Source organism: Lacticaseibacillus styriensis, assembly GCF_030770295.1.
Lineage (GTDB): Bacteria > Bacillota > Bacilli > Lactobacillales > Lactobacillaceae > Lacticaseibacillus > Lacticaseibacillus casei.
Window position 1 is genome coordinate 2,471,965 of sequence record NZ_CP132483.1, and the last position, 16,442, is coordinate 2,488,406.

Genomic DNA, 16,442 nt, shown 5'->3' on the forward strand with positions numbered 1-16,442 from the left:
TAAACCGCGATCTGATATAAATAAATTGGAATCTAATTTTTAAGAGGGAATGTATCTATGCAAATTCAAAACCGCATCCGAAAATATACGTCGAGTTGGTTACTGTTAACGCTGCTGCTTGCAAGTCTAACGTTCTTGTTCAGCCCGCTAATCAGCCCGCCGACCGTCGTTGATGCGGGAAAGAATGTCTCAGTTTCTGGTTTAAATCGCAATGATGCAACGATTACCGACATTAATCAAAAAGATGTGACCCATACAGCGCGTCTTTCACGAGGCCAGCTTTATTACTTAACGTACCATTGGCAAATTTCCGATGGGGTCACCGTTAATGCCGGCGACACTGCCGAATTTTCACTGCCATCATCGGTGTTGCCGCAATCCGACATTAGCTTCAAAATATTAAACCCCGGCACCCAGGAAACGATTGGCAATGTTTTTGTTAAAGCAGGCAGCTCCCAAGGGCTCATCACCTTTACCGACTTTTTCAGCCAAAAGACGGTTAAACGCGAAGGCACCTTAAAACTCCAAGTCAATGGCCGCTTTAACGATCCCGATCACCAGCAGGTTAGCTGGTATATCAATAAAGCCGGCTGGGTGGTGACGCCGCCTAAGGGTAATCATGCAGCGGATTCGAACCAATATGTCGATTCACTGGGCAGACCAAAACTCTTTCAATGGCAAATCACGTTAAACCCTCAAGGCAAAACTATCCACGATGTTGTCCTGCATGATACTTTGGATGCAGGTCAGACATTTGATGCTTCGCATGCATTGACCGTAGCCACTGGCACATACAGTCAGAACGCCTTTCATCAAAATGGTACGATTAAAGTTACTCCTCAAGTAAACGATCGGGAAATGACGATCCCCTTAGGCACCATTACCACAGCCGTTGAAGTCAGCTTATGGACCAATCCGCTTTCAACCAGTTTTGGCAGTTTTAGCGGTGACAAGAACACCTGGAACAATCAGGTCACGGCAACAGGCTCGCAAAATAGCGGGCTGAATCCAACTGCCAAGGGTGAAATCACTTGGAACAACACTGGTGTTGGTATTGGATCAGTCAGTCAGGTGAAGCTAACTAAAGTAGGTGCGACAAGACCGCAGCAACCATTAAAAGGGGAAACTTTTGCACTTTACCGCAATGATGGCAAACTTGTTAAAAACGGGCTGACGACTGACAAGAATGGCAGCTTATCAATTTCTCAGTTACTGGCTGGTCAGTATCAGTTTGTCGAAACCAAAGCACTCGCTGGCTACCGACTCAACCGACAGCCAATTAAATTCACTTTGACCAAAGATCATCCGCGAGTGGCCGTCAAGTCGGCGGATATGCCGATAGCACCAGCTTCATCATCAAATTCATCGAGCACTTCCAATTCGTCTGCATCTTTGCCAACACCATCCTCTAAAGCATCGAGCAGCTCTAAGCCATCAAAACCTTCGTCTGAAGCCTCAAGAAGTTCAAAACCATCAGAGCCCTCGTCTAAGGCATCCAGCAGTTCAGAAACTTCAGAACCTTCATCTAAAGCACCGAGCAGCAGCACCAAGCCGTCTGAGTCGTCATCTCAGGCATCGAGCAGCGTCAAACCGTCGAAACCATCCTCAAGCACCAAGCCGTCTAACCCGCCGTCAACGCCATCAAGCGCGCAGTCGTCTGCATCTTCCTCAAGCCATCAGGTTGCCTCTTCTAAATCGAGTTCGTCAGTTCCTGAATCAGCTTCCAGTACTGGGTCAAGTGATTCATCAGCAAGTCTTAAGCCATCAATGGGCGCTTCTTCATCAGCCCCTACTAGAGAATCCGCCAGTTCGACCTCTGAAAGTCATACGTCTCAGCCAGCCAAATCTGCAGTAACTTCTTCGGTAGCCAGTTCCGATACAGCTTTGCCAACGGACTCAGACACGAACACGCAATTCGGGCAAGACGATTCCTCAACTGAAACAATTAATCCCCACAGCAAGCACGCCTCCAAGCGATGGATGATCCTACCCAAGACAGGTGAACGCCTTGTAAGCGCCCTGTCCACTGCGATCGGCATCGTGTTAACTGTAGTCGGTAGCGTTCTGTTCTTTAAGAATCATCGATAAACATCAATTCAAACGCTTTTACTGAAAAGAATAGGCCAAATCAAGGGCTTATTCTTTTTCTCGTCTTTAAAACAAAACCGCGGTCATCCTTGATTCGATTATGGATCCCTCAAGACTGACAGCTGATCAAACGAATATTTTACTTGCGTCTATAGCCCTCAGTACGCTACGCTTATGCTCGTAACGATTACGGTTAAAGGGGTTTTACGAATGATGAAACGAGTATTGACAGTCATCAGTCTACTATTATTGTCGGTTGTGGCAGGCGCTTGTGGCACAACCGCTAAGCAGTCCGGTGACAATGATAAAATTCAAGTCGTCGCTTCTGTTGATTTTTATGGTGAAGTTGCCAAAGCTGTCGGCGGCAAAGAGGTGCAAGTCACTTCGATTATTGACAACCCGGCAATTGATCCCCACGATTATGAACCAACCACCCAAGTTGGCAAGCAGATGGCAACTGCCGATGTGGTGATCGCTAATGGCATCGGCTATGATGGCTGGATGACCAAATTGATCAAGTCCGAGAACAAGTCTAAACAGTCTTTACGGGTCGCGGAAGATATCATGGGTAAACATGAAGGCGACAATGAGCACATCTGGTACGATCCGCGAACCATGCCGAAACTCGCAAACGCGCTAGCTGCCAGATTTGCAAAACAGAATCCAGACAAAAAGGCGACGTTTAAAGCTAATGCCAAGCACTATATTGCTTCACTCGGTAAACTCAATGACCTGATCGGAAAACTTAGGCAAAACGCCAAAGGCAAGAAAGTAGATGTCTCCGAACCGGTCTTCGGTTATGCGCTCGATTACCTCGGCTATCAGATTAACAACCGCCACTTTGCCCAGGCGACTGAAGAAGGTACCGATTATAGCGCTAAAGATATTCATAGCGTCGAAGAAGACATTAAGACAAAGAAAATTGCCTTTTTCGTTAACAATAGTCAAGCCAGTTCTAAAGTTGTCGATAGTTTCATTAAACTCGCAAAAGAAAATAAGGTTCCGGTTCTTAATGTCACCGAAACCTTACCTAAAGGCAAAAACTATCGCAGCTGGATGCTCAGTCAGTATCAGCAGTTAGAAAAGATTCAAAACCAAATAGCTGCTAAGTAATTTTGACCACCAATCGCTCCGATTTCGCTGTTTATTTTAGGAACTTTTCTTGGTCGCTTGTGAAGCATTGTAACATCTGCAATCTTTTCGTAAACTTTTTGCAATGAATACGCTTTCATTTGTCCTAGACCGATTGAATTTCTTTGACATAGCTCCTACAATGTAGTTGTAAACAGGAGCAACCAAAGGGGAGATGTTTCTAATGTCACTGATCAAGCATACTTTTAAACGCGTTGAGCATCTGATCGCCACACCACGCGATCCCCACGAAGAAGAACAAGCCCGTTTGCAGGCTGACTTGTTCTACACAAATCTCAGTAGCCTACAACCAAAAACAAATGCAAGATTTTGATTGATGGTTACCACAGTTGTGGCTGTCTCGACGTTGGTTGAGGCGGCTTTTTTCTTTTGCCAACAAGTTGCACCGCAAAAACAGCACGAAAAAACCCGCATTCATCTGAACGCGGGTTTTTCATCTTAGCACGTACATCGGATTCATGTTTCCAATGGCCGTGGTTTACGTTGTGCGTTGTTCCGCTCGTTGCGGCAGGATTGATTGAATTGGGAGTGAATCAAACGCAACGCTCTCTAAAACCTGTTTTTGAGTGGCTGCGTGAACACCTCAGACGATGTTGTTGTGGCCCCAAAGATGGTCATACTTAAATCCGGTTAGGTTTTCAACTTGCGCTTTAACCTTCGGATCAACATCGGACATCTTACCACCGGCCTTCAGACGATCGATTTCGTCACGCAGAACCTTGTGACTTTCACGATCCAATTTGAAGAAGTAAGAAGTGACAAATGCCAAGAGTAGCATGAGGGCGGTACCAAGCAGCATCCATAAGATCAAACCGTTTAACGCACCTGCACTTTGACTTTTGGCTGATTCATTGAAGCCAAATGCTGATAGCACAATCCCGGTTAAGAACGGTGCCAGTGCAGAAGTGGTCTTGCGAGCAAACGTCATGATGCCGGCAAAAATACCTTCGCGCCGTTGTTTGGTGACCATTTCATCCACATCAGGAATGAAGGTGTAAACCGTCCACGGAACATAACCGGTACCAGAGTTTGAAATGCCCCACGTAACCTGAAGTGCGTACAAGGTCATGATGCCCCAGCTGGTACCTGCAGCCGAACCATAATAAAGACCGGCATAGCAAGCAACCGTAAAGAACATCATTAAGTACATAATCCGCAATAACTTAGACGGGCCAAGTTTGCTCATGATCTTCGGCCAGAACAGGTTACATGGAATACCAATGATTGAACCAACTGTCAGGATGTTCGAAGCTTCGGTTGGGTTACTCTGCATCGCATAAACAATGTAGAAGACATACGTCGCACCCACAATATCGCGGGCGGTAAATGAACTAAGATAAATAACTAAGTGAAGTGCAAAGGACTTGATTCGGAAAACCGAACCCATATCCTTAATCATGTTCCAAAGCGTTACCAAAGGATTTTCGCCTTTGTTGCGGCTTTCTTCGATGATCGCTTTACGTTCTTCAGGCGTACCGTCAGTTTCCCGCTCGAAAGTGGAGAAGTAGGTTAAGCCGATCGCAAGAATAAAGATGATGGCTAGGACAATACCAAGAGTTAAGAACGCGTTGGGATTGTTTTTACCCATAATAGCAAAGATCCGACCTGGCAACCATGATGCAAGGAACGTTGCAAGCGCTGACCAAAGCATCCGGGAACTGGACAAACGAGCCTTCATATCGTAATCATCTGTCATTTCAGCAGCTAAGGTCTCATAAGGAATCATGACCAGCGCCGTGAATGCTTCCATGAGCAGATAGGTAAACAGATAATACCAGAAGCCCATATGTGAAACCCAGATGACAACGTAGATAAACATTAACGGAATGGAGATCAGCAGGAAGAATCGTCTGCGTCCAAATCTCCGTCCCATTTTAGTTGCGCCAAAATGATCGGTTAAATACCCCATCAATGGACTAATTAATGAGTCAGCTACACGAGCAATGGCAAGAATCGTACCACCAAGGACTGGTGATAAGCCACCAAAGGATGTGTAGAAGAAAAGCATCCACGTTGAGGCAACCGTTAGCGCCCCATTACCAAATAAATCTGCGGCACCGTAACCAATAACATTACGCCACCGGACTTTCCTCTTCACGATGAAAGACCTCCCTGTTTGATTAACAACAAATATGAATCCGAATCCGCTTTTCGTAAACGTTTACAAAAATGAGATTAACATCGTTTTCGTAAAACCGCTACCAAAATTAGGAGATTTTAGTAAAAGAGATGCGATTGCTATTGATATGTCCCAAAACCGGAACAAATCTACAGGGTCCGTTCATTTTGAGCCATCTGTCTTCATATTTGTTTAACAATGACGACTAGCCAAAAATCGATACCACTTACTCACTAATAGCCATCTGTCCAATCGGCAGGGTTTATAATCCCTGCCGCGAAAACTTGTGAAACATGCGGCAAGTGCTTCTTAAAACATAGACCTTTTTACTAGAATGACCCGGAATTTACCGGTATCGACCATTGTTTCGAAGTTTCTCTTCACGCTGTTCGTCAAAAAAAGCGCCTGTTTTGGTCGCGTATTTTCACTTTGGGACAATGAAATACTAAGTTTGGAACAAATACACATTTCGCCAATCCTACTATTCTCGAGAATAGGTGATATTACGCAATTTATGCTCGCCTAGTCGCTTTGATTTTTAGTAAACGCTTAAACGCCATATTGATTTTTCAATATTTACAACGTACGCTAAGAAAAAGCGTTCTTTACTTATAAAGGAGTAAGTTAAATCATGTCAAACATAACAGCAGCATTGTACGCGCCAGATCATTTAAGCGTTAACTTGCAGCACTTTGCCTATAACGTTCAGCAACATCCCCGCTTCAGTTGGTGGAATCATAGTAGTTTCTCTGATGCCTACCAAGCGGCGTATCAGCTAGTTGTCTTCAAGCGGCTTCAGGATCGCGATCACCAAACCTACCTATACGACAGCGGCTGGGTCCATTCAGCACAAAACACAGCCGTCACTGCCGCAGACTTAGCAGACAGCTTACATCCCGGTGATCTCTATTACTGGCAGGTTCGGATTAAAGACAATCTTGACCACACCAGCGATTTCTCACAACCAGCCAAATTCATTTGCGCAGACCCCGCACTGCCCGTTCAGCAAGGCATCTGGCGGCAATCGCAACCAAAATCTGGTGAAGAACTAGCCCATATCGGTAACGTCGTCTTTCTTCGCAGTCCGCAGTTGACCATTGACACGAACGATGTCGACACGGCAGTTGTGGTTGCCTTCGCGCGCGGCAATGAACCGATTTTTGCCCAAAGCTTTGACCTATACGTTAATGGCCACTGCCTCGGGGTCGGTTCCGCGCGTCAGCAAGAACACGATCACGGCACGGACCGCACGGCAGTTTACTATAATGTCTACGACGCCACTGATTACCTGGAAAGTGGCACCAATACGGTAGCAGCGCTGGCAACCGGCAGTTCAGACCGACGCGCTTTTTGGTGCCAGTTGATTGTGTACAAACATGACGGTACCAAAGAAGTCGTCACCACAGCTGATCCTAGCTGGCGGGCGCTGGACGGCAGCAGTGCTTTTGGCGACTTCGGGGTCAAAATCCGCTCCCAATATTTTGGCATGGTCAGTGAAAATATCGATATGCGCTACTACCCACAAAACTGGGCAAGCAAGACCTTCGATGACCATGATTGGCCAGTTGCCTGGCGCAACCCGCAACCGATGATCACTGATGACGAAGTGCTGGTTCCCTATCGCAGTGAAAATACCGAGCGCATTGAGGTCCATGACGCCAATAAACGTATCGTCACTTTTTCACCGCAAAATCGGTTAATCGATCTAGGTAAAGAAATTATCGGCGGCCTGACCGTTGATCTTGCCAGTGATACGGATCAACGCGTGACTGTGCTGATGGGTGAACAACTCGAAGACAACGGCCACGTCCGCCACAACATGGCTTGCGGCCCTGACTACGTTGAAAATTGGACGCTGGTCAAGGGTGAAAATCATTTCACCACTTTGCAAATGAAAAATTTCCGCTATGTTGAACTACTTGGTTTCGAAGGTGACCTACACCTCGATGCCATTAATGGTTGGGCCATGCAGCAGCGTTTCCCGGACAACGAAGGCAACTTCCAAAGCGATAGCGACCTGCTAAACCGTGAATACGAGCTATCTAAGTACACGATTAAGGCCACTAATCAGGATGTTTTTGTTGACTCGCAGGCTCGTGAACGGCGGCCGTATGAAGGCGACTTGTTGGTTAACGCGAATACAAGTTACACGGTATCTGCAAATTATTCACTGGCCCGCCACTCCCTGGATTATTTAATCGACAACCCGACCTGGCCGGAAGATTACAAGCTGTTCGCAATTGAAATGGCTTGGCTTGATTTTCTTTACACCGGCGACGATACGCTACTCAAGACCCGTTACACGGCCTTGCAGTACAAGCTGAACCGCGGCAAATCCGCCGAAAGTTTTGACGGCGCATCACAAAGTTTCAAAGGCTCACTGAAAAATAGCAAAGGTGTCGACAACTTCGATGAAAAAGTCGGATTAGTGACTAACGACGGCTTGGTCGATTGGCCGATTTCGGAACGCGATGGCTTTGTGGAAGGCACGTATAATACCCCGTTCAACGCCATTTTCTACGGTGCTTATTCGACCATGGCCAAAATTGCCAAGGTGCTGCATCATGACGACGACGCAGCGCACTATCAAGATCGGGCAGCGACGATTAAAAAGAATCTGATCGATAAGTTGTACGATGACCAGACCGGCCGATTCTTTGATTCCCTGAATGCTGACCAAACCATCAACCGCCATACTTCGCACCATGCTTCAGCCTATGCGCTTTGCTATGGCGTGTATACTAATCAGGCAATGGCTGATCGCTTGAGCCAGTTTGTCGCTAACGACGGCCAATTCGTCGGTAGCATTTACTTTATCTACTTCATGCTCAAAGGCCTGTTCGAATCCGGTCACGCGGCAGACGCGATTACGTTGCTGACAGACCCGAACGATCAAAAGGATCACAAATCATTCGCCGCGATTCTCGACAGTCTAAAAGCCACCATCGCCCCGGAAGCTTGGAGCAATCACTACAAGCCGAACTTGACGCTGTCCCATCCGTGGGGTGCCACCCCGGGATTAACCATCGTTCAAGGCATTGTCGGCATCATGCCACTCGAACCCGGATTTTCTACATTCAGAATCAAAGTTCGCGCAGGCAACCTGACCCACCTGAACCTCACTACCCCGTCTGCGAAAGGCCTCATCACCGTTCATTATCAGCAGGACACAGGCAACCAAACCCTGGAAGTTGCCGTACCGATGAATGCAAAAGCACAAGTCGAACTCCCCGCCCAAGCACACCAAGTGGCCGTGCAGGATCAATTCGGCAAAGATTGGACAACCGCTGTCCAGCACGATGATCAGACCTTGACCATCCCGGCCGGCAGCTACCGGATTACTTATCAACAAGGTACTGTGGGTAAGTGATGCGCATGCGTTTGAAAAAGGGAACGTAATCAAAAAAAGAAGATGCGGAGTCCCTTGAGTTTGGTATGTAATTTCTTTGTCTGCAAAAAATGCCCTGAAATTCCAAACAAAATGGAATCTCAGAGCATTTTAGTTTGAAGTTAGTGTTACGAGAGTGAGTCATAGTTCTGCTGACTTGGTTTTAATTTGTTTTCGGATATTTTGATTTCCTCGGTTGAATAACTAGGCGGCGTTGGGATTTTCCGGATGTGGTATTCAAAACCGGGATCATTTCCATCCAGTAGTGCATCAAGCTCGTTAATTCCCCGCTGAACCTTGCTGATTGATTTTATATTGTCACTCATTCTAAACGCCCCTCAGCTTTTTGCTTTCCGGTACTTAGACAAACAGAGCGCACCGAAGAAACTCGAAACGACCAACAAGTGATGGCTAATGTGTTTATCTCGTTGAGCTAAGACCGATTAACGATTGGACCGCTTCTCTTGAGCTTCTTTGAAGCGCGTATTGAAACGGTCTAGGTCGATTTGATCACGCGGCGTTAAATGTCCGATTTCTTTAAAATGCAAGCCGTGTTTAGGAAAACTATAAAGACGGCCAATATCAATCCACGAGGGTTGTCTAAGACCGACGACCTGCCAGTCTTGAATCTGATAATACTGTCGTCGAATAAAAGCTGACTTATTTGCATACTTAGTCGTGATCTTGAAACCTGTGACGCGCGTTTCTGTCACACTTCGAACTAACACCGGCCGCTTTTTACCTCCGCTACCTTCGACAAAAGCAACATAAAGACTCACGAGATCATTCGTCTTCATTGAGCCACTCATCGACTTCTTTCGCGTCCTTGAAAACTGTTACTGGTGTATCTTCAGTGCTTTTAAGGAAATGTAAAGTCGCTTTCTCATTCTCGGTTAAAGCCGGCTTAAACGGTAGCGCACCAGTAGCAACAATTCGCTTATACAACATCGTGATTGCTGTCGTTTGCGTCAATCCGAGCCGCTCCAAGACCTGCTCAGTATCGTCGGCTAGTTCCTTATCAACTTGAACCTGTATCCGCTTCTTCTCTTGAACCGCCATGGTAAACATCACCTTCTTGTGGTTTGTACTCATTATATACTACTTTCTGAGTATAAAACAGAATCAACTCTGCATCTGCATAAAAACACCTTGAAATTCCAAATTGCTAGGAGTTTCAGGGCATTTTAGTTTGAAGCCGGAATATGTCACCGAGCCTTTTTCCCGGGCTCATAGAAATTCATATTTCGCTCTATTTCAAGAAAGTCAGATGAACGTTCTTGCCTCTTTGGGATTCTGTGCAATTATCTGAATAAGTTTACGTGTGGGCCCCTTTGAACGACGCCTACCGGATTCCCATGCGTCAGCAGTTTTCGGTGAAACTGCGATAATTCGTGCAAAAACACGTTGCGTAGTTGGGGTTAGTTACCAGATTTTTTTGATTTCATCAGCCGAGCAATTGAGCGGTGTTGGGATTTTTCGAACGCGAAATACAAAACCTAACTCTTTCCCGTTTCAGTAGTACATCAAGCTCGTTGATTCATTGCTGAACCTTACTGGCTGATTTTACATTGTCGCCCTTAGCAAATGCTGACAAAAACTCGCTTGGCCTCTTTAGCATTATGGTATCTTCTTGTGTCCGGACGAAAATTAATGAAATATAGCTCAAGGGTGACTACTGAAAGTAACTGTAGGCTCTTGCACAAACTCTTTAGAAGTTCTGCGCAAAATACCAAAGTACGACAAGTTGAATAAAGGTGAAAGTAAGATCATAGGTCAACGCCCATTTGCTGTTTTCCGCTGTAAGAAAATACGCAGCAAAATTTGCAGTGATCAACAGAACATTGATAATCCAGATTAAGCCCTTTGTCCTTTTATCAAGTTTACCTTTGGATGTCTTAAGAATCCAAATGATGACAATCGTAGTAAAAACAATTTGAGTTGCATCACCAATATTCATTCGCCCACCCCTAACCTCTAAGTGATGCCGTTCACCGCGCGTCTTCCGAAAGTGACTTCAGACTTTTAAAATGAACCTTTAGAAGTTTCGCGCAAACGACCACATGATGACTAACTGGATAAAGGCAAATGTGTAGTTATAGGCAATTGCCCAATGGCTTCGTTCAGTCGCAATGATATAACCTGCGACATTCCCGACAATCACTAAGAGAACAACAATCCAAATTAGTTCCTTAGTTCTGCGATCAATTTTGCCCTTCGACGTGGCAATAATCCAGATAATCACGACTGGGGCGAACATAATTTGAACGATATCCCAGACAGTCATTTACGTCAGCTCCCTGCCTATTAGTCGTGTCAGACACCGGTCTTCAAAGTAAAAGGTCTTGTATAAGCGTAATTTATACCCATTCATTCATATCGGTCAACAAATTATACTCAGTCTTCTATTGCCGAACTATCAACATCCAAGTACCGTATATTAAAAAGAGCGTCTATAAATTATTCGTTATTTATATCCTGAGATTCTCACTAGGTTGATGCCCTGACTTTAAACTTTTCGAATTCAGGGAATTTTAAAAATACCGAGGTCAAATAACTTTCAATTTCATCCGGAAAACGCTATCATAAATTTACCGGAGCATAGACTCCGTGTAAATTTAGTGGACCTCGAGTCCGTAGTATCGGCAACGATACTTGATGCCTGCCATAATGATGGCGAAAGGCGTTTCTGTGGCTTGATAAACAAGCCAAAGTGGCAACCTTATCCTTTTGGATGGGGTTGCTTTTTTTCGTGAGCGTGAGCCAGCCCGTTTAGAAACCGGAGTGTAAGCGTCCTTGGGCGTGATGGCCCGGGTTTAGGCCATTGCGACCAAGGTCCTTACACGCAGGTTTCTGGGCTGGCGAACGCGTTATGGTGAGCGTGAACAGGAGCGCCTAGAAATCGGAGTGTAAGTGGCCTCAGACCTAAATGGCCAAAGACCAGCCATTTAGGTCTGAGGTCCTTACACGTAGATTTCTGCGACTGTGAGCGCGTTATAGAAAGCGGAAGTCTGGTCTCACATTTGTCTAAAATAGAACCATCTTCCACTGAAACTATTTGGCGATTGCGACCAAGGTCCTTACACGCAGGCTTCTGCGCCGGGGAGCGCGTTATGGTGAGCGTGAACCGACGCAATTAGAAGGCGGCGTGAAGATAGCTTTGGGTGAGAGGACTTCCACCCTGGCAAGCACATCATATTAAGCATTCACCCCTTCCCAATATTCACACCATCAAGCCAAACTTCGCCGGCGGTTCGCAAGCTCCGTCAAAGCCAAGCCAACAATGAACAACCCTGCAAAGACAACGCAAACGATCAAGGAAAAGTGCGTTGGGCTGATCATTCCGGTAAGACCATTCATGTAGAAAAACCAGAATAGCGCCATCAGCAACGCCAGCAAGTGCCCTGAGTTCAGCAAGCTTCCCATCCCCTGCGCCAATGCAACTGTCGCCACAGCCACAAGTACTAGCTGAAGCGCAGCACTAGGCGTCCGGACGATGAAAGGTAACATGATAGCCAGTGCCAATCCGCCGCTGACTAACAATTCGGCCCATTTTTGGTGCTGATTCGCTGCCGGAACCGTATGCAGCCATGACTGCCAGCCGCGTGGTGATGAGCCTAATGCACTCAGCCATGGCAAGGCCAAAAGCCATACGATCGGTAAACCCGCTTCTTGTTGTGCTGCGGTGGGAACAAACCAGACAAGCAACCAACTGCCTAGCAAAAGCGCGCGATAACGCCACGAACCGATGTGCCACTGACGTTTTGCTTCCACTTGCAGGAGTTGCGGCCACTGAAAATGTCCAGCCTGAATGGGAACATAGTCCGCTGGTACTGAAGCGCTAGATGCTGGTGCTTGGACTTGATGCCTTACTTTTAGTCCACCGGTTTGCCGCGCCTTGTGCATCAGCAATGCCGCCACCAGCGCAATGCCTACTGCAATCAACACCTCACCAAGCATAAATGCCAGTGTTGTCCCGTCAAATGCCACGGGGCCAAAATGTAGCGACAGCTTGCCTTGCTGCCCTGCATAACTGCTGAACATTTGAATCCCATCGATCGGGCGACCGATGACATGTTCACTAGCGCGACTGACCGTATCTTGCAGTGACGTCAATCCGCTGAGACTCAACAAGCGATGCCAAAATGCGTGCGGCTCCGATAGCTGGGAGGCATACACATACAAGAGGCCGAACATAAAGACTGTGACTAACCCACTGCTGCGTTTAGCCGTGACGCTTTCGACGAGCAACGCCAGCGCCGCAATCAAGGCCATACTCGGCAGCAAGGCCAGAAACGGCGACAAGAAGGTGGCAAAACTGATACCTTGCCCTGGAAACCGAATCACTACCATCAAACCGGTAGCCAGCAGTGTTACGAACCACATTGACAGCAACACCAAAAAGTTGCCAACAAATAAAGCCAGTCCATACGATAGCCGCGCAAACCGCGTTGTCGCAATCCATGGCCATACGCCACTGGTGCGATCGGTTTGCAGCGCATTTTCAACCGCGCCAACGCCAAAGAATGGCAACGTGAATCCGAAAATCAGCGCAGCACAGATGGGCAACCAAGTCGGGTTATCCGCCTGCCGAAAAATCTTAGGATCTAACGATAAGACTTTTATACCGGTGTTAAACCGCGGGGTACACAGAATCGCTAACACGACCACTGTCCCGATCATCAGCCAGAATGAGTGCTGGCGGGCTCTTTCTTTGAACGATGTTTTGATCATGGTTAACATGCTGATCACCGGCTTTCCAAAGCACTTAACGTTGCATCTTCCAACGTGGGCGTCACCGCTACTGCCCGAGGTGTTGGTGATTGCTTGGCAACGGTCCGAATATGAATGCCATCAGTGGCTTGCCGCATTTCACTCATCGCTTGATCGGTCTGCGGTTCCGTCCCTTGCGGCAGCACATACTCCCACACGTGACCCGTTGCGGCTTGAATCAGCGCCGGTGCGGTGCCTTGGAAGACCAACTGCCCGTCTTTTAGCAACAATAATTGACTGGCAACGGCTTCGACATCTGAAACAATGTGCGTCGACAACAATACGATTCGTGTTTGGGCCAGTTCACTTAACAAATTACGCATCATAATCCGCTCAATCGGATCAAGTCCGGCAGACGGCTCATCGACAATAATGATTTGCGGATTGCCTAACAGTGCGGCCGCCAAGCCCACACGTTGCCGCATACCACCGGAAAAACCACCTAAACGTGCATGGGCAGCACCTTGCAAATGCATTTGCTGCAACAATGCCTTGATTTGGCGATTAGCCTTGGTCGTTGGCAACCCTTTGAGTGCGGACAAGTATTGCAAATACTCCGTTGCGGTCAACTGGGGAATAATCGGTACGGTTTGCGGCATATAACCCAATACCCGCCGCATTTTGCCAGGATGCCGTAAAATGCTTTGCCCGTTCAGCAAAACATCTCCAGCCGTGGGGCGCATTAACGTCGCCAAAATTTTCATGAACGTTGACTTGCCGGCGCCATTTGGCCCAATCAAGCCAACTAAGCCGCCGCTTTCAATTGTCACCGAAACATGATTCAAGGCCATCTTATTGTGAAATTGCATGGTCAAATTTTTCGTTGTAAGTTTCATAAAAAATCAAACCTCCAAACGTAAAGTGAGCGTGAGCCGGCGCGTTTAGAAGTCGGAGTGTAAGTGGCCTCGGGCGTGATGGCCCGGGCTTAGGCCATTGTGACCGAGGTCCTTACACGCAGACTTCTGCGCTGGCGAACGCGTTATTTCACCTGATTGTCGCCATTGTGCGTGACTAAGCGGAGCTGCGTATCTGCTCGTCGGTTATAAGTGACGTTGTTTTCAGTTGTGGCGCGTGTAAATACCTTGTTATCACCGGAACCGGTCTGTAATGCGTAGCCACTCTGCTTATCTGCGCCAGTGACGACATTATCGCCATAGGTATTGTTAACCTGATTTTTTCCTTTCAGCTCAGTGTGCGCCATGTGAAAATCGCCACTGCTCAAGGTGAATTGTCCTTGGGTGATCGTGCTGTCGGTGACAAACAGATCGCCGTATTTCGTCGTGACTTTTGGCTCACGCAATGTTGCGTTCGTCACGCGAACATTGCCGGAATCGGACTGCAATTGCAACTGCGCCTGCTGAACATGGCTGACCGTCATATCCCCGCTGGTTGCACTGAGCTTAAGTCGAGTGGTTTTGGCAACGGCATACGTCAAGTTACCGGAGCTAGTGTGGACCGTTGCCGCTGTGATGGCTTGATCGCGCGGAACTGTAATCGTAATTTGCGGTGCGCGTGTCTGGCCGAGCATCATGCCAAAAATCGGCTTTCCTTTTTGCGTTAACTTGAGCTGACCGGAACGAACCGTCTGCATAACGTGTCCTGATCCAACTGAGGTGACTTCAACGCGATACTGCGCGCCGGTTTTCACGACCACGTCCATATCATTAGCAGTCACCGAGAGTCGTGAGAACGGTTTGACCTGTTGCGTTTTGGTCGTCGGGTTGGCGATGATGGGCTGCCCGTGTACCACCGCAATTGGCTGCAACCCATCATGGGCAGCACCGATGCCAAGCATGGCCAAGCCAAGCACAATTAGCAGCGCGCCAATTGCCAGGAATCTTTTCATCATGGCTGAGTCACCTCCAAATGTTGCTTGCGGACACGCCGATAGATCCACCGGAAGAAGCGGGCCACCACGTTAAACATGCCTTGCGTCGTCCATTTCAATAACGGTATCAGGAAAAGTCCCACGCCAATGGCTGCGATCCCTAAGCCCACGTAGCTCAACGCCACCATGGGATGAGCCAGCAGGAACAGTCCGGCGAAGATCGAGAAGGCACCGACGCCCAAGCCTAGGCCAGTGGCACCGGCAAGCACCAGCAGAATCGCCAAACTGACTGCGGCAATCACAATCAGCAGTGCCAAAACGATAACAAACAACGCAATGGCAACCGGAACCGTCATCGGTGCTGACAAAATCGCTAATACAATGGTCTTGATTTGCCGAGCATTTGCTTTAGGCGACGCCGCGGAGCCAGAAGCCGTGCTGCTTTTAATCGCATAATCTGCCAAAATCTGACGACCAAGCTGCTGCGGTGTGCCGAGCGCCTTGGTAATTGCATCACCGTCCGTCAAGCCGCCATCTTCGGCATAATCCTGAAAAAAGGCAACGGCTTCTGCCCGTTCATCGCTGGTTAGCGGTGACAGTATTTGCGTTAGTGCCTGAAAATAAGCTTCACTCGTCATGACTGGTCCTCCTTCTTCGCTTGATTACCTGCGTCGGGCAGAAAATGCTCAATCTGCTGCTTGAAAGTTTGCCAATTGGTTTCGGTTTCCTGTAACAACTTGGTTCCGGCAGGCGTAATCCGATAATAGCGACGATTGCGCCCTTCGTATGGCTGATCGTATGTCGTTAACGCACCTTGAGCTTTTAACCGGCGCAACACTGGGTACAACGTGGAAGGGGAAATGCTGATCACCGCTTGTATTTGTTGGGTCAGTGCGTATCCGTATGCATCGGATTGTTGCAACACGGCGAGCACAATGCCATCTAATAGTTCCGCACTGAGCGGCATACTCATGAACCCAACCTCCTTCCTTATTACATCGTCGCCTATATTATACGTCATATAATATCATATGCAAGAAAGCTAAGCGAAAAAGGCCCAAACTCTTTGACAGTTATAAGCACGAAAAAACGGCCAA

General features: G+C 47.5%; 14 protein-coding genes and 1 pseudogene. 4 read left to right on the forward strand and 11 right to left on the reverse strand.

All coding sequences use genetic code 11. The annotated features are described in order from the left end of the window. Positions 1–57: 57 nt before the first annotated feature. The 3 genes from LACSTY_RS11675 (at position 58) to LACSTY_RS11685 (ending at position 3,553) form a co-directional block, all read left to right on the forward strand. On the forward strand, positions 58–2,088 hold the full coding sequence (locus LACSTY_RS11675) for a SpaA isopeptide-forming pilin-related protein (protein WP_087912776.1): 2,031 nt from the start codon (positions 58–60) through the stop codon (positions 2,086–2,088). Between the two features lie 210 nt (positions 2,089–2,298). Next, positions 2,299–3,201: a metal ABC transporter solute-binding protein gene (locus LACSTY_RS11680; protein WP_087912777.1), complete on the forward strand. Its 903-nt coding sequence runs from the start codon at positions 2,299–2,301 to the stop codon at positions 3,199–3,201. A 202-nt stretch (positions 3,202–3,403) separates the two neighbouring features. After that, on the forward strand, positions 3,404–3,553 hold the full coding sequence (locus tag LACSTY_RS11685; protein WP_041084771.1) for a hypothetical protein: 150 nt from the start codon (positions 3,404–3,406) through the stop codon (positions 3,551–3,553). Between the two features lie 270 nt (positions 3,554–3,823). Here the strand turns inward: LACSTY_RS11685 and LACSTY_RS11690 are convergent, their stop codons facing one another. Further along, a complete protein-coding gene (locus tag LACSTY_RS11690) occupies positions 3,824–5,338 on the reverse strand; it encodes an MFS transporter (protein WP_087912778.1) in 1,515 nt (504 codons plus the stop codon). A 652-nt stretch (positions 5,339–5,990) separates the two neighbouring features. Here LACSTY_RS11690 and LACSTY_RS11695 point away from each other — a divergent pair. After that, positions 5,991–8,729, forward strand: a complete 2,739-nt coding sequence (locus LACSTY_RS11695; RefSeq protein WP_151466742.1) for a family 78 glycoside hydrolase catalytic domain — start codon at positions 5,991–5,993, stop codon at positions 8,727–8,729. A gap of 146 nt (positions 8,730–8,875) precedes the next feature. On the opposite strand, the gene LACSTY_RS11700 is transcribed toward LACSTY_RS11695, so the two are convergent. The 10 genes and pseudogenes from LACSTY_RS11700 to LACSTY_RS11745 all read right to left on the reverse strand — a co-directional run bounded on the left by LACSTY_RS11700 (position 8,876) and on the right by LACSTY_RS11745 (position 16,318). Then, a complete protein-coding gene (locus LACSTY_RS11700; protein WP_087912780.1) occupies positions 8,876–9,073 on the reverse strand; it encodes a hypothetical protein in 198 nt (65 codons plus the stop codon). Between the two features lie 179 nt (positions 9,074–9,252). Then, positions 9,253–9,544 (reverse strand): annotated as a pseudogene (locus LACSTY_RS11705) (hypothetical protein); the annotation flags it as partial. After that, on the reverse strand, positions 9,531–9,806 hold the full coding sequence (locus LACSTY_RS11710; protein ID WP_025012856.1) for a type II toxin-antitoxin system RelB/DinJ family antitoxin: 276 nt from the start codon (positions 9,804–9,806) through the stop codon (positions 9,531–9,533). The pseudogene LACSTY_RS11705 and the gene LACSTY_RS11710, both read right to left, overlap by 14 nt. A 649-nt stretch (positions 9,807–10,455) precedes the next feature. Next, positions 10,456–10,704 carry a hypothetical protein gene (locus tag LACSTY_RS11715; RefSeq protein WP_025012855.1) on the reverse strand — a complete coding sequence of 83 codons (249 nt, stop codon included), beginning with the start codon at positions 10,702–10,704 and terminating at the stop codon, positions 10,456–10,458. A gap of 78 nt (positions 10,705–10,782) precedes the next feature. Continuing rightward, the gene (locus LACSTY_RS11720; protein ID WP_025012854.1) at positions 10,783–11,031 is read right to left on the reverse strand and encodes a hypothetical protein; all 249 of its coding nucleotides are present in this window, start codon (positions 11,029–11,031) and stop codon (positions 10,783–10,785) included. 944 nt (positions 11,032–11,975) lie between these two features. Beyond that, complete coding sequence (locus tag LACSTY_RS11725) at positions 11,976–13,487, reverse strand: hypothetical protein (protein WP_151901595.1); 1,512 nt, start codon at positions 13,485–13,487, stop codon at positions 11,976–11,978. A 5-nt stretch (positions 13,488–13,492) separates the two neighbouring features. Beyond that, positions 13,493–14,353: an ATP-binding cassette domain-containing protein gene (locus LACSTY_RS11730; RefSeq protein ID WP_087912783.1), complete on the reverse strand. Its 861-nt coding sequence runs from the start codon at positions 14,351–14,353 to the stop codon at positions 13,493–13,495. Positions 14,354–14,496: 143 nt separating this feature from the next. Then, on the reverse strand, positions 14,497–15,366 hold the full coding sequence (locus LACSTY_RS11735) for a DUF4097 family beta strand repeat-containing protein (protein WP_087912784.1): 870 nt from the start codon (positions 15,364–15,366) through the stop codon (positions 14,497–14,499). Then, the gene (locus LACSTY_RS11740) at positions 15,363–15,983 is read right to left on the reverse strand and encodes a DUF1700 domain-containing protein (protein ID WP_087912785.1); all 621 of its coding nucleotides are present in this window, start codon (positions 15,981–15,983) and stop codon (positions 15,363–15,365) included. The genes LACSTY_RS11735 and LACSTY_RS11740 overlap by 4 nt, the downstream gene beginning before the upstream one ends. Further along, positions 15,980–16,318 (reverse strand): PadR family transcriptional regulator, encoded by a 339-nt coding sequence (locus tag LACSTY_RS11745; protein WP_087912786.1) that lies wholly within the window; start codon positions 16,316–16,318, stop codon positions 15,980–15,982. Before LACSTY_RS11745 ends, LACSTY_RS11740 begins: the two co-directional genes overlap by 4 nt. Between the last annotated feature and the right edge of the window lie 124 nt (positions 16,319–16,442).